The 14735-nt window shown below is 40.6% G+C and carries 13 protein-coding genes; 4 read left to right on the top strand and 9 right to left on the bottom strand.

Translation table 11 applies throughout. The features are described 5' to 3' along the window. The first annotated feature begins 104 nt into the window (after nucleotides 1-104). Nucleotides 105-1916: a carboxylesterase/lipase family protein gene (locus E7303_RS07135; RefSeq protein ID WP_292144508.1), complete on the top strand. Its 1812-nt coding sequence runs from the start codon at nucleotides 105-107 to the stop codon at nucleotides 1914-1916. 3 nt (nucleotides 1917-1919) lie between these two features. Here E7303_RS07135 and E7303_RS07130 read toward each other — a convergent pair whose 3' ends face one another. After that, nucleotides 1920-4079, bottom strand: coding sequence for an ATP-dependent helicase (locus tag E7303_RS07130; protein ID WP_292144507.1), 2160 nt, complete (start codon nucleotides 4077-4079; stop codon nucleotides 1920-1922). Between the two features lie 163 nt (nucleotides 4080-4242). After that, nucleotides 4243-5748: a flotillin family protein gene (locus E7303_RS07125; protein ID WP_292144506.1), complete on the bottom strand. Its 1506-nt coding sequence runs from the start codon at nucleotides 5746-5748 to the stop codon at nucleotides 4243-4245. Between the two features lie 180 nt (nucleotides 5749-5928). Between E7303_RS07125 and E7303_RS07120 the strand changes: the two genes are divergently transcribed. After that, nucleotides 5929-6840, top strand: coding sequence for a NifB/NifX family molybdenum-iron cluster-binding protein (locus tag E7303_RS07120; protein WP_292144505.1), 912 nt, complete (start codon nucleotides 5929-5931; stop codon nucleotides 6838-6840). Here the strand turns inward: E7303_RS07120 and sdaAA are convergent. Genes sdaAA through E7303_RS07105 form a run of 3 tightly spaced genes read right to left on the bottom strand, consistent with a single transcriptional unit; the run spans nucleotide 6833 to nucleotide 8900 of the window. Next, entirely contained in the window at nucleotides 6833-7711 is an 879-nt protein-coding gene (gene sdaAA, locus E7303_RS07115) for an L-serine ammonia-lyase, iron-sulfur-dependent, subunit alpha (protein ID WP_103868773.1), read from the bottom strand. The two genes, E7303_RS07120 and sdaAA, sit on opposite strands and share 8 nt — an antisense overlap. A gap of 17 nt (nucleotides 7712-7728) precedes the next feature. Further along, nucleotides 7729-8397 (bottom strand): L-serine ammonia-lyase, iron-sulfur-dependent subunit beta, encoded by a 669-nt coding sequence (gene sdaAB / locus E7303_RS07110; protein ID WP_022773400.1) that lies wholly within the window; start codon nucleotides 8395-8397, stop codon nucleotides 7729-7731. After that, the gene (locus tag E7303_RS07105) at nucleotides 8397-8900 is read right to left on the bottom strand and encodes a CinA family protein (RefSeq protein WP_074884977.1); all 504 of its coding nucleotides are present in this window, start codon (nucleotides 8898-8900) and stop codon (nucleotides 8397-8399) included. Before E7303_RS07105 ends, sdaAB begins: the two co-directional genes overlap by 1 nt. A 159-nt stretch (nucleotides 8901-9059) precedes the next feature. Here E7303_RS07105 and E7303_RS07100 point away from each other — a divergent pair, with 159 nt between their 5' ends. Together E7303_RS07100 and E7303_RS07095 are read left to right on the top strand one after the other, a co-directional pair. After that, nucleotides 9060-10550: an MFS transporter gene (locus E7303_RS07100; protein WP_292144503.1), complete on the top strand. Its 1491-nt coding sequence runs from the start codon at nucleotides 9060-9062 to the stop codon at nucleotides 10548-10550. 4 nt (nucleotides 10551-10554) lie between these two features. Beyond that, a complete protein-coding gene (locus E7303_RS07095) occupies nucleotides 10555-11517 on the top strand; it encodes an alpha/beta fold hydrolase (protein WP_292144502.1) in 963 nt (320 codons plus the stop codon). Nucleotides 11518-11634: 117 nt separating this feature from the next. Here the strand turns inward: E7303_RS07095 and E7303_RS07090 are convergent, their stop codons facing one another. The 4 genes from E7303_RS07090 to E7303_RS07075 form a co-directional block, all read right to left on the bottom strand. Continuing rightward, nucleotides 11635-12822, bottom strand: a complete 1188-nt coding sequence (locus tag E7303_RS07090; protein ID WP_292144501.1) for a MalY/PatB family protein — start codon at nucleotides 12820-12822, stop codon at nucleotides 11635-11637. 9 nt (nucleotides 12823-12831) lie between these two features. Continuing rightward, nucleotides 12832-13236, bottom strand: a complete 405-nt coding sequence (locus E7303_RS07085) for an amino acid-binding protein (protein WP_292144500.1) — start codon at nucleotides 13234-13236, stop codon at nucleotides 12832-12834. Beyond that, nucleotides 13229-13603 (bottom strand): response regulator, encoded by a 375-nt coding sequence (locus tag E7303_RS07080; protein ID WP_022773390.1) that lies wholly within the window; start codon nucleotides 13601-13603, stop codon nucleotides 13229-13231. The genes E7303_RS07085 and E7303_RS07080 overlap by 8 nt, the downstream gene beginning before the upstream one ends. A gap of 91 nt (nucleotides 13604-13694) precedes the next feature. Beyond that, the gene (locus E7303_RS07075) at nucleotides 13695-14726 is read right to left on the bottom strand and encodes an ABC transporter substrate-binding protein (protein ID WP_292144499.1); all 1032 of its coding nucleotides are present in this window, start codon (nucleotides 14724-14726) and stop codon (nucleotides 13695-13697) included. Nucleotides 14727-14735: the final 9 nt, after the last annotated feature.

Raw genomic sequence — 14735 nt, 5'->3', positions numbered from 1 at the left:
TTTGTTGTCAACAAACTGATGCTGTACAAATTTTGAATTGGGTAATATAATTTTGTGTTATAATATTGTAAGCAATTTAAATTATTATCTAAAAAGGAGACAACATGATTTTCAATATTGCAATAATACTGATAACTCTTCTGTACATCGTCATTTTAGAGTTATCAAAAAATGTACTTGCAGGATGGGCCATTGCAGTAATAGCTGCAGTACTGATGCTTGCACTAAAAAACACGATCATGAAAAAAATAACACATAAGTCCATTTTCACTTGCCTTATGTGGCTCGTTTTTATAGCTATTCTGGTACTGAACTACAAACTTACTGCTCCTCCATTTAAAAGAGTTCCTGCTGTTGACAACAAGAATCCCGAAGTCACAGAAGAAATAACTATTGATCAGGGTGTCTTAACCGGCGTGTACAATGCAGACAGATCAGTAAAAGTCTACGCAGGTATTCCTTACGCAGCACCTCCTGTAGGTGATCTGCGCTTTAAAGAGCCCCAGGCGCCCCTGCCATGGGATGGCGTACTTGCATGCGATCACTTTGGCCCTATGGCTATGCAGCCAAGAAGTTCAGCTCTCTATGATTCTCTTTCCCACATTATTGGATGGAATGACTACCGCATAAAATTCGGGGATGAATATCGCGAAGAAATGAGCGAAGACTGCCTTTATCTTAATGTCTTTTCACCTGAAAAAGAGTCCGATGAGCTCCTGCCTGTCATATTCTATATTCACGGTGGCTCCCTAACTACCGGGCAGCCTTCCTATACTGAATATCGCGGAGAAGATCTGGCTAAAAAAGGTGTTGTATTCGTTAACTGCGCATATCGCCTTGGCGTTTTTGGTTACTATGCCTCTGATGATCTAAAGGCTGAGTCTCCAAATGGCACAACCGGTAACTACGGTCTTTTAGATCAGGTAGCAGCTCTTAAGTGGGTACGTGAAAATATTGAAGCATTCGGAGGGGACCCGGACAGGATAACAATTGCAGGCGAATCTGCAGGTGCTTCCAGTGTTAACGCTATCTGCGTATCACCACTTACAGATGGATTATTCAACTACGCAATCGCTGAGTCCAGTGGAATTGTGGCCAAAAAGCCTTTCCATACCTTCAGATCCTACGATGAAGCTGTAGAACAGGGCAATATTGTAAAAGAGGAATTCTCTGTTTCATCTTCTGATGAGTTAAGAAGCATACCTGCCGAAAAGCTCGTTAAGACTTCAGCTAACAATTCAGCCATGACACTTGACGGCTACGCTATAACAGAAATGCCTTATCTCACATATGAGAAAGGTAATAATCACGAGAAAGCTCTTTTAAACGGCTTTAATTTAAAAGAAGCTGATGCATTTATGCTTGGAACAAAAGCTACTAAAGAAAACTACGTTGAACTTCTTGCAGAGGATCTCGGAAGCTATGCCGAGGAGATGGCTGACGTACTCCCTTATGACGCAGTTGAAAGAGATGAATATATCATTATCGACAAGAAAGGCGAAGCAAAAGGGTCACTAAACGCCGCCTACAGCGCTATGTGGTTTACTTATTCCCACTATGTATGGACCAATTACATGATTCAGCAAAATAAGCCTGTTTACGAATACTATTTCACAAAAACAAACAGCAGAATTTCCAATCATCACGCAGGAGAATTGCCTTATGCTTACGGAAATCTTCACAGACATGCCGGAAATTATGATGAGAGCGATTTTGAGCTTTCTGAGATAATGCAAAACTACTGGATAAATTTTGTGAAAACCGGAAATCCTAATGGAGAAGGGCTTCCCGAGTGGCCTTTAGTAACTGCTGACACCCAGCTTCTTTTACAATTAGATAGTAAAATAGGGCCCATTGAGGACCCCAATTTACCGCTTTATAAGGTTATTGACCATTACATGGAAAGTCAGGAATAATGCTTAATCTTCAAGCTTCATTCCCATATTAAATGCAACAGGGAACATGAATTTTTTCCTGGTCTTGTCATCAAATTCAACAACAAACTTTGTTGGGATCTCATCTTCATCCCAATCAACATCGATGATTGTACCGGCGCCATATTTAGTCTGGGCTACACGGTCACCTATAACAAGATTAGAAGGCACATTTTCTATGGAAAGTGGAGCCTTCTTTTGCTTTAGGTAGGAAATTGGCTTTTTAAGCTCGTTGCCTACCTTCTTCTTGCTCTTTTTTACAGGTACTTCCTGCTCTTCGTTGCCCCATTTTTCCTTAGGACATAGCTCACCAACAAATACAGACGGCTTGTCTTTATATTTAAATATAATCAGTTTATCCTTTGCTCTGGTCACTCCAACGTAGAATATTCGTCTCTCTTCCTCGTTTTCTCTTTTCTCCTCAGGAGTTGCTGTAGCAAAAGATTTAATGATCTTACCCGGAAATACGCCATTTACCACATCCATCAGGATAACTGTGTCATACTCAAGTCCCTTACTTGAATGAATTGTCGAAAGAATTAGCTTACTTTTATAGTTCTCTTTTTTCTGAGTAAGAGTATTTTTCAGTTCTTCAAGCCTCTCAAGGAATCCTGCTATAGTACTTTCGTTTTTGGCGAGCATTTTCAAAGTAAACAGCTTATTGTCATCTATATTGTTATCCTTTAGATACTCTCCATAGCCCATGAACTTTTGAATCCTGCCTATCGCTTTGGCAGGTGTTTCCTGGGCCATATGCATAAAATGAGTCCTTAATGACCTGACATTTCCAAGGATACGTTTGTTTATATCAATCTCTTCTACAGCATCAAGAATACCGCAGTGCCTTCGGTCAGCAATATCGCACATTAAAAGAGCGTCCTGCTTGCGAAGGAAAGTTTGGAACTTGAAATATATTTTTAGGAAAAGCTCCGGATCCATTGGACTTAATGCAAATTTGAGCATGTTCTCAACATCCACAACTACTCTGTGGCTAAAAAAGGCCATATCGGAGCTCTTTATCCTGTAATCAACATTCTCTCTCTCCAGAATGTCAACCAATGGCAAGATGCACTCATTATCTCTATAAAGAACTGCAGTCTGGACCGAGATATTCCTGGCAATATCCAAAAGAAAACTATACTGGGATTCTCTGCTGTTTAAAGTGACATAACTTATATCAGCACCTTCGTCCCTTATTGCTGTCATATGCTTTTTATGTCTGTTAAAGTTTTTCTGAATAAACTTATCAGCCGTCTCAACAATCTTTGCGTTTGATCTGTAATTTTTGTCCATTACAAGGACCTTAGCACCCACATGCTCTTTTTCAAAATGTAAAAGAGCTTCAGGGTAAGCTGCTCTGAATCCATATATGCTCTGGTCTTCGTCTCCGACCATGAACAAGTTACCGCTTTCCCCAGCCAAAAGAGCTATGATCATATGCTGGATCTTAGATGTATCCTGCGCTTCATCCACACAGATATATCTGTATTTTTCGCGGTAGAATTTCAGTAGATCCGGCGAACTTTTAAGCATCCTGTAAGCATATATCATCTGATCATCATAATCCATGAGGCTTCTGGCTTTTAATTCCCTGTTATACGCCTCATAAATCTTCAGCAGCTCAAGTCCCTCATCTTTACCAAGTTTTTCTATGTCTTCTTTATCAAGACACATATTTTTACAATAAGTTATAAGTGTCCTTACAGCCTTGATATCGCTCTCTGTGGGATAATCATTCATAACCTTGACATAAATATCTGTCAGGATTTTTCCGGATATCTTTTCATCTGTAATTAGTTCAAAAGACGTTTTGCCTATAAGCCTCGCATAATGGCTGATTATCTTGGCGCAGATTCCGTTTATGGTACGAAACTCAAGATTCCTTGCAGCGTCTTCTCCAAAGACCTTAACAAATCTCTCCGCCATATCTCTTGTTGCTGCAACTGTATACGTAAGTGTAAGTATATTCTCCGGCGGTATTTCTTTTACCATAAGCATATACCCAAGCCTATGGACAAGAACTGTTGTCTTACCACTTCCCGGAACTGCCAGTAAAAGCACGGGGCCCTCTACGGTTTTAACCGCTTCAAGCTGCTGTGCATTAAGTTTAGATGCATAATTTTCAATAAAAATGTTTTCATTCATGGTGACTACTATACACTATTAGTTCATGCAAGTGAACCAAAAACTTTGTACGTTGCATAATAACAGCCATTCTCAGTGCTAAAATCCGAACAGAAAAAAGTGCTATATATAACACATATAATCCACATGTCATATATAGCACATATATTTATCTTTATATACCTTACTTAGTCTCTACAGAAACGTCTGCGCCTGTAATATTGATATTCTTATTGACCTTTGCATCATATGTTCCGGCTCTCATGATCTCTGTAAAGTCAACGCCTGTAGCCTCTGACATTGTATCAAATACCTGTTTCATAACGATTGGCATATTTCCTGAGATCTGGCTTGCACCATTTGTTCCATCTCCGGTTCCATAGATATTGATCTTATCAATCTGTGAAAGAGGTTTTGCGATTTCAGCAGCCATCTGAGGCATGATCTTGATCATCATTTCTGCCATAGCAGCGCCGTTGTACTTCTTATAAGCTTCTGCCTTCTTTTCCATTGCTTCGGCTTCTGCAATACCTTTTGCCTTAATAGCCTCAGCTTCTGCTTTACCTTTTGCAGCAATACCTGCAGCCTCTGCGTCATACTTAGCTTTTATACCTGCAGCTTCCTGCTCAGCTGCATATTTCTGAGCCTCAGCCTGAGCTTTTTTAGCATCAGCTTCACGCTCCTGCTCGTATTTGGCTGCCTCAGCCTTTTTCTGTCTCTGAACAAGCTCTGCTTCAGCTTTCTTTTCAGCCTGATACTTTTCAGCATCAGCTTTTTTCTCGATTTCAGCTGCAAGTTCCTGCTGTTTAACAAGAACTTCCTTCTGTTTGAGTTCTGCTTCACGTTCTGCTTTAGCGATCTGAGCATTAACAGTTGCTGTCTGAATGGATTTTTGCTGTTCCTGCTGCTGGATCTCGTAAGCTGCATCAGCTACAGCGCTTGCTGTATCTGCTTCTCTTTTAAGTTCTGCCTGCTTGATGGCAAGAGCGTTGTTCTTTTCAGCAATCTCTGTCTGTGCAAGAACTCTTGCATCATTAGCTGCTTTATCAGCTTCAGCCTTTGCAATAGCCACGTCTCTGTCTGCCTGTGCCTTAGCAATGGCTGCATCTTTTTTGATCTTGGCTGTGTTATCCATACCAAGGTCATTTATAAGACCATTTTCATCTGTAACATTCTGGATGTTACATGAAAGGATCTCGATACCAAGCTTACTCATATCTCTTGAGGCTTTTTCCATTACCTGATCTGAAAAGCTGTCACGGTCTGTATTGATAGTCTTAAGAGCAAGAGTACCAATGATCTCACGCATGTTACCCTGTAAAGAATCCTGAAGGTCCTCTGTGATCTGCTGAGGATCTTTATTGAGGAAGTTCTTGGCAGCAAGCTGAATTGATTCAGGGTTTGTTCCGATTCTTACCTTTGCTACTGCATCTACATTTACATTGATGAAATCGTTTGTAGGTACTGACTGCTCTGTTTTGATATCTACAGTCATCTGTCCAAGATAGAGTTTATCAACTCTCTCAAAGAAAGGAATCTTAACGCCTGCTCGACCAATAAGGATTCGTGGGGTCTTGCGCATACCGGAAATAATATAGGCTCTGTCTGGAGGAGCCTTTACATATCCTGTAGCAATTACCATTACTACAAGAAGAATAAGTGCTACTAAAATAATAGCTGAAATTGTCATTGTTCCACCTTTCTTAGGGCTCTGCCCTAAAACAATACTTTTTTGTTGATAAAAAAAGTGTACAACGCTCTATATCAGCCTTAAATATGCACATAAGCGTGTTTTTTCACTATATTTTGCTTTTTTGGCAATTTATGTTACTATGCACTAGTGACTTTTTATTTGGAAAGGAAAAGAATAATGAAAATTGCAGTTACTTATGAAAACGGTGAAGTTTTCCAGCACTTTGGACATACAAGCGAGTTTAAGATCTATACAGTAGAGGACAAAAAAGTCGTATCCTCAGAAGTAATAAGTTCAAACGGAAGCGGTCATGGTGCTTTAGCCGGACTTCTTGGCGATAAGGGAATTGATGTTCTTATCTGCGGCGGAATCGGCGGAGGAGCTTTCTCAGCTCTTGAAGAGAACGGCATTGAAGTATGCGCCGGAACATCTGGAAATACTGATGAAGTAGTTGAAGCTTACCTTAGCGGAAACCTTGAGAGCTCTGGTGTAAATTGCGACCATCACGGTGAGGGCCACACATGCGGCGACCACGAAGATGGACATAGCTGTGGACACCATGATGAAGGTGGTTGCGGAAGCGACTGCGGAGATGAGGAAGGCGGTTGTGCTTCAGGTGGCTGTGGCGGATGCAGCGGTTGCCATTCAGCTCCTTCATTCGAGGGAAAAAATGTTGGCAAGACATGCCGTACACACTACATTGGTACTTTCAACGACGGAACAAAGTTTGACTCATCCTATGACAGAGGAGAGCCTCTTGAGTTCGTATGTGGCGCAGGTATGATGATCTATGGATTTGACAAGGCTGTTGCTAACATGAACGTAGGTGAGACACTCGATGTGCATCTCATGCCTGAAGAAGCTTATGGAGAAGCAGATCCTACAGCTATCTTCACTGTAGAGATTGCTGAGCTTCCCGGTTCAGAGGACCTGACAGTTGATCAGAAGGTTTACCTTCAGGATATGTACGGAAGACCATTCCCTGTTAAAGTTGTAGGTAAGACTGATACAACTATCACATTAGATGCTAACCATGAAATGGCTGGCAAAGAGCTTAATTTCAAGATTGAACTTGTAGAAGTTAAGTAAGACCAAAAACTTTATCACGAAGTTTACGACCCGTTGGCGTTGTGGCAAGTCCACCGCCAGCGGTTTCTTTTAATGAGGCCGGAAGCGCATCACCGACTTCTCGCATTGCATCTATGCATTCATCTGCCGGAATATTGGCCCTGATTCCCGCAAGTGCCATATCTGCGCTTGAAAAAGCAATCGCAAGGCCTGATACATTTCTTTTTATGCATGGTATCTCAACAAGTCCGCCTACCGGATCACAGACCAGTCCCATCTGATTGGAAATAGCCATAGCACAGGCATCTGCGCACTGAGATGGCCTTCCACCCATTACTTCTACAAGTGCTGCTGCAGCCATAGCTGAAGCACTTCCACACTCAGCCTGACATCCCCCTTGAGCTCCTGCCACACTGGATTTCTCTGCTATTACCATTCCAATTGCACCAGCAGTAAACATAGCCATGACCACATCTTTTTCTTCAAAACCGCGGTCTTCGTAAAGTGACACAAGACATCCCGGTAAAATGCCGCAGCTTCCGGCTGTAGGAGCAGCAACGATCCTTCCCATTGAGGCGTTACAGCCTGCTACTGCCAGAGCTCTGGCCATTGCTTTTGTCATGAAGTTCCCGCTGATACCACCTGTAGCAGCATACTCATTCATAAGATAGCCCTCGCCACCGGTAAGACCTGACATGGATTTCTGATCTTTTTTCATACCTTCATTTATTGAATCTTTCATGACCTGAAAGCTGATCTCCATTTTTTCATAGAGTTCAAGTGGCTCTTTTTCCATGCTTTTAGCCTGGTCTTCCAAAACCAGTTCACTTATCTTTATATTTCTTTTTTCAGCTTCAGCTACTAATTCGCTGACAGATTCGTATTTAAGCATAAATATCCTTTTCTAATTCAGACTCTTCTTATCAAGATCGCATTTGTGACATGATCAATCTTCCTAATATCATCCACCAGCGTATCCGGAGGCTGATTATCAATCTCAATAGTCATGATGGCATCGCCGCCTTTTTCCTGCCTGGACAAATGAAAATTAGAAATATTGAGCTCTGCATGCTCCCAATGCATCATATTGGTCACACTGGCGATGACGCCGGGCTTATCCTCATGCATTACCAGAATTGTATTATTTTCACCGTTAAACTCAACATTCATGCCATTGATCTGGTTAACCAATATGTTTCCGCCGCCTATACTTGCCCCCTGCATGACGCCTTCAGTTCCATCATTTAAGAAATAATGGATCCTGGCAGTATTAGGATGGGCGCCTTTTATATTCTCTGTAATAAACTCATAATCAATCCCCTGCTCCGAAGCAATATCAAGAGCACTTCGGATTTCCGGAGAATAGCTTTTATATCCCATGATGCCGGCTAAAAGCGCTCTGTCTGTTCCATGCCCTTTATAGGTCTGGGCAAAAGAACCTGACAAAGTTATTTCAACCTTTTTTAGCTGTCTGTTATCTATAAGCTTATTCACTACTCTTCCAAGTCTGACAGCACCAGCTGTATGGGAGCTTGACGGTCCTATCATTATGGGCCCGATCATATCAAATACGTTCATTAAAACCTCTCTTCTATTATTGAACGAAGATCATCAGCAATAATATCCGCAACTTCAAGTTTGTAATCGTATCTGCTCTTTTGCGGCATTATAATCGTATCTTTGGAATAACAATCGTTTTTATAAGCAATTGTATAATATATCTGCCCCAGCGCGCTGTCTTCATTTAGAGGATCCTTATTTCCCATGGTTCCTGTTACCCCTATTCCGATATCAGCGCCAAAAGATTTTTTGCAGGCTATTGCCATAGCATCAGCAGTTTCTTTTGAATATACTCCATATTCCTCAATAATATCCTGCGGAACACCTTCCATTATCTTGGCTTCGTTTGAATATGTAACAAATGCGCCTTTGATAACGGCAGATGAACCTTCTATATCTGTTAAAAGAGATGCAATAAGCCCTCCTGTACAACTCTCCATTGTCGTGATAGTAAGTCCCTTGCATATGAGCAGATCCGTGATCGTGTTGTATTTTTCTCTTATTACCTTATCATTCATCATTTTTTCATCCTCGAATAAGTTTATCTAATGATAGCATAGATTATAGAAATGTGACTAATTAACATAAAAAGAATCTATCTATTATTGCCATATTTGAGATTCATTAAAAATGCTATACTTAAATATATTCAAACTTGGGGATTTTAGGGGGTTACATCAATGGAATACTACGGAAAAAAGCCAAACTACAACATGGCGCACAGAATAATGTTTGGAATGGCTGAATTCTATGGAGGCGGTGCTTTTGTCATCATAAATACGTTCTTTACCGTCTTCCTTATCAAAGCACTTGGCATGCCGGCTGCTCTCGCCGGAACAATTCCACTTGTAGGAAAAATTTGGGATGCGATAACTGACCCTATGATGGGTAACATTACAGACAGAACCGTGTCTAAATTCGGCGCAAAGCGCTTTTATATCTTCGTTGGCGGAATAGCTTCATCAGTTACTTTCTTGCTACTATGGCTCACAATTCCATCCAGATCCATATGGGCAATGTACTTTTTTTATCTGATCATGTTTTGCCTGTTTTCAACAGGTTTTACTATTCTGATGGTTCCATATAATGGCCTGTTGCCTGATATGATCGACGATTATACTATGCGCTCCAAGTTTTCTACTGTTCGTATGGTATGGTCTACTCTTGGTTCTATGGTCTGCGGACTTGTTCCGTCTTTTATCATAAAAGACAACACTAAACCTGCTCAGTACATGACCTGCGCAGTTCTTTTCAGTATTCTTTTCTTCATTACAACTACTGTTACTTTCATCGGTACCTGGGAAAAGAAAAAAGAACCTGTAAAAACAACTTTAAGAGAAAGCTTTCCTCAGTCAATAAGCGTTCTTAAAAGCAGATCTTTCAAGCTTTTCCTTGGAATATATCTATTTGGCCAATGCGGTATGGACTTTGTCTCAGGAATGGCAGTCTACTATGTTGACGATGTTCTTAATGGCTATTCAAATGGCTACTTTATCTACTTAATGGCCACAATTCTGGTATCTCAGCTTGTCGGTATGGTTTTCTGGGGCCCTATTATGAGCAAGACTTCAAAAAGAACGACTATTCTCATAGGTGCACCTACAAGACTCATCGGTACTTTAGGACTTCTTGCATTCTCATATGAAGGGGCAAGCATTGTTCCGGTCCTGGTACTTACAGCATTTATCGGATTTGGTAATGCAGCAACTCTCACCAGCATTTTCGCGATCATGGCTGATATGGCAGAGGTAGATGAACTTATTACATCCATAAGACGCCCTGGAATTGTCTCAGGAATGGCTACTTTTGCAAGAAAAATCTCATCAGGCCTCTCCGCTGCAGGAATCGGCTTCCTTTTAGCTGCTGTTGGATTTGACGAAAATATCGCTAATGCTGGCCAGAGACAGGCTCTTTCAACTCAAAAGGGAATTGCTCTGATCTATATTGTAGTTCCTGCAATACTTATCACCTTATTGTTCATCACTGCAGTGGTATTCCCACTTACAGGCAGGGAATTTGATATTATCCAAAAAGAAATCGCCCGCAGAAAGGGCGAAGATACTTCTTCTACAACAGAAGAGGAAAAGAGAATATGTGAAAAAGTCACAGGTTTTTCCTATGAAAATCTTTGGAAAGCTGAAAATGCAAAAAAACTGGTAAAGGATGCTTAAGCATATGGCAAAAATCGAACTTTTAGGAGAAGATAACTTCATCAGTACCATGAATACCGAGAATAAAGCGTGGCGAAGGGAGCATGTCTCTCAAGGAGTTTTTAATTCTTTTGATGGTACCAAGATGAATTACTACTACGCAATACCGGACTCTGCCAAAAGAGCTATCGTTATAGTTCACGGTTTCTGTGAATTCTGGGCAAAGTTTCATGAATATGCCTGGTATTTATACGAGGCAGGTTATGCTGTCTTTTTCATGGAGCAGCGCGGACACGGATATTCAGGCGGCAAGCTCAAGGCTCCTGATATTGTCTACATAGATAATTACAATACATACGTTGAAGATCTGCACGTTTTTGTAGAAAAAATTGTAGTTCCAAACGCTTCTTCCATGAAAAAAACTATTCTTGCACACTCAATGGGTGGAGCTGTGGGCACACTTTTTCTTGAAAAGTATCCCCAGTACTTCGACTCAGCCATCTTAAGCTCTCCAATGCTGAAGATGAAGAACAATACTTCGCCTATTCTGATAAAGCTTCTGGGTATCTACGCTTTTCTTTTTGGTAAGAAAAAAGCTCTTGCTCCGGGGCAAAAGAGATTCGATAGAAAGCCTGTTTTTGAAACCAGTAGCGCCATGTCAAAGCCGCGTTACGACTATATGTTTGAAAGAAGGTTAAAAGACGAGCATTACCAAACCTATGGCGCCTCGATAGGATGGGCACTGGCAAGCCTTAAGACTAACAAGGTTATCATGAAAAACGCAGGTAACCTCCACATTCCCATCACTGTATTTACTGCCGGGAATGACCATCTTATAGATCCTGAGGGCTACAGGCAATTTGAAAAACTCGTTCCATCTGCCAAATTTATAAATTTTGATGAATCAAAGCATGAGATCTTTAATGCAAAAGAAAACATCAGAAAAGAATACTTTTCTGATGTCCTTGAAATCCTAGAACGTCTATGATCTTCAGATAAGTGCACTGGCAACTGTTCCTATGACCATCGCGAGAATAAGTGCCAGTGCTATTATTGCTACTACCTTTTTGTTCTTTTTGGTAATCATATCTTACGTATTTCTCCTTTACTTCTTAATATATATCTTATATGCGTTATATAACCTTTCCATGGTCTCTTTTATCACCTGGTTTGGACATGCGATGTTAATTCTCTCAAATCCAATGCCCTCATCTCCAAAAATGTAACCCTCGTCCGCAAATATATATGCTTTTTCGGTCATAAATGCCTCTAATTCGGTTTTATTTAGACCAAGTGACCTACAGTCGCACCACAAGAGATAAGTGCCCTCTAAAGGGAAAATTTTGATTTCCGGAATGTTTTTTTCAATAAATTCAGAAATGTACCTGTAATTATCGTAAATAACCTGAATGCACTCATCAAGCCATCGTTCACCGTAAGTATAAGCAGCCTCTAAAGCTACCATTCCGAGCACATTGGTCACGGATCTAAAGCCATCAAGCCTTGATGCCTTGAATTTTTTGTAAATATCAGGATTTTCAATGATCACATAAGACGTCTGAAGCCCTGCGAGGTTAAAGCTCTTACTTGGAGCCGTGCATACTGCCATATGCATTCCGGCTTCCTCACTGACGCGAGCCATCACTGTATGCTCAGATCCCGGCATTATAAGATCATGATGGATCTCATCATCAATGATAAAGACATCATTTCTCACGCATATATCATATACTTTTAATAGCTCATCTTTAGTCCAGACTCTGCCTACAGGATTATGCGGATTGCAGAATATTAAAAGCTTTGTATCCGGTTTTTTTGCCTCTTTTTCAAATAACTCATAATCAATTTTGTATCCTGATCCATCAAGGATAAGCGAAACCTCAATGAGATTACGGCCTTTCATCTTTACAGCTCTTTTGAACGGGTTATAAACAGGTGAAAAAACAACAACGCCATCACCTGGGGCGGTTGTGCTAAGGATCAAATCTCCAATAGCTGTAACAACTCCATCTGATGGCGCAATCCATTCTTTTTTTATTTCATAATTATGTCTTTTCCCCATCCAATTTACTATTGAGTTAAGATAGCTATCAGAAATGTCTGTATAACCAAGATAATTGTGGTCCAGATATCTCTTTATCTCCTCTGTGATCTCCGGAGCAGTCCTAAATTCCATGTCTGCAATTGACATTGGGACTATCCCCGAAGGAACATCAGGATTTCTTTTCAGCATATCTTTATACTTAAAAGAGTTCTCACTGATGCCATCTTTGGATGTGACAAAATCGTACATATCTACTCCTTAAATACAATTGTAACCTCTATTTACAAGAATGTTCTCAACTGCCTTAATGTCATCTGTACTGATAACCATGATTGGTCTTGCAGACTCGCGGTTAAATGATAGATATGTATAATTTACATTGATATTACTTGAAAAAAGAGTCTTTAAGATCTTATCTAAGGCTCCAACTTCATCCTGACACTCCACTGCTAAAACAGGTGTTGTCTTGCAAAGGTAACCTGCTCCCTGAAGCACCTCGATGCATTTTTCCGGATCTGAAACAACCATTCTGATTATTCCATATTCAGCAGAATCGTTTGTAACAGAACCAAGTATATTAATTCCATTCTGGCAAAGAATTCCAGTAATATTCTGCAAGCATCCTTTCTTATTCTCGGCGTAGATTGAAATTTGTTTAAGCATCTTCTTCCCCAAAAACCTTTCTAACAGCCACAACGACGTCAGTCGATGTAAATGGCTTTACCACAAAATCTTTTGCACCCTTCTTTAGGGCTAGGACTATCATGTTCTCATACTTTTGATCTGAACACATGATAACATTGGCCTTAGGATCAATCTTCATGACCTCAGTAAGAGCGTCAATACCATTCATCTTAGGCATATTGATATCCAGGATCAAAAGATCCGGCTGTTTCTCCTTGTAATACTCAACTGCCTGTTCTCCGGTGAGCGCTTCACCTACTATCTGATATTTTTCAGGATCAAGGGCAGCCTTAAGCATTTCTCTCATCAAATTAGTGTCATCAGCTATAAGTATCTTTTTCCTCATAATAGTCTCCTAAACCGAATTAACGTTAGTAATATTATTATGACAGTAAACTATAACCTATACAAATTAAATATAAATAAAAATACCACTTTTATTCGAGTTCATCAATCGTATATGTGCTTCCATCCACCACAATTTCACTTATATCGTCAAAAGAGCTATATAGTTTCTCCGATACATAGTTAAATTTGTCCGGAATCCCCCCTGAATTAAGCGTTTTTATAAGGGAACTGACCCTTGGCCCATGGTGAGGATTACACTCCGCAATACAAGCAATCTTTCCTTCTTTTGCGTAGTTTATGGCTTCCTGGTTTACACCGTCAAAAGAAACAACCATTATCTCACCGTTTGTGATGTCTGCTCCAACCTTTTTGCCTGCATTTTCAATGGCCTCAATAGCTCCTATGGCCTCATTATCATTTTCACAGTATACAACATTTACATTGTCATATTTACGAAGGAACGAAGCCATAACTTCTCTGCCCTTGGTCTCTGTAAAATCACCGCTCACTTCATCAAGTATATCCCAGCCATTTGCTCTTGCAGCATTGGCAAGGCCCCTTGATCTGCCAATCTGAGCTGTTGATCCGATAGTACCCTGTATATTTACAATGTGGATATCATCGGCTGATATGCCTCGTTTTTCAGTAAAAGCCTTTAACCAGGCAGCAACCTTTTTCCCCTCAAGCTCAAAATCAGAGCCAACCCAGCATGAATAGAGGTTCTTATCTGCAACATCTACTCGCCTGTCCACAATTATCACGGGAATTCCCGCTTCTTTTGCCTCTCCAAGTACTGAGTCCCAGCCAGTCTCCATTGCAGGCGCAAGAACTATATAGTTGACTTCCTGCTGGATAAACATTCTTATGGCAGTTATCTGATTAGACTGTTTCTGCTGGCCATTCTTATATATCAGGTTATAGCCATTTTCCTGGGAAAAAGCCTCAAGCATGGACTCTGTATTGGTACTTCTCCAGTCAGATTCTGCTCCGAGCTGTGAAAAGCCTACTGTTATAAGGTCTTTTGTAACCTCATTTTCAACATCTGCATTTTGATTATTAATAGCACTGCTCCCGCATCCGGCTGTGAAAACCGAAAGCAGGAGCAGTACTAGCGCTAACATGGCGTTTTT

The organism is Butyrivibrio sp. (assembly GCF_015056685.1).
In the GTDB taxonomy this organism is placed as follows: Bacteria; Bacillota; Clostridia; order Lachnospirales; family Lachnospiraceae; genus Butyrivibrio.
This window is presented reverse-complemented; position numbering and strand designations above follow the sequence as displayed.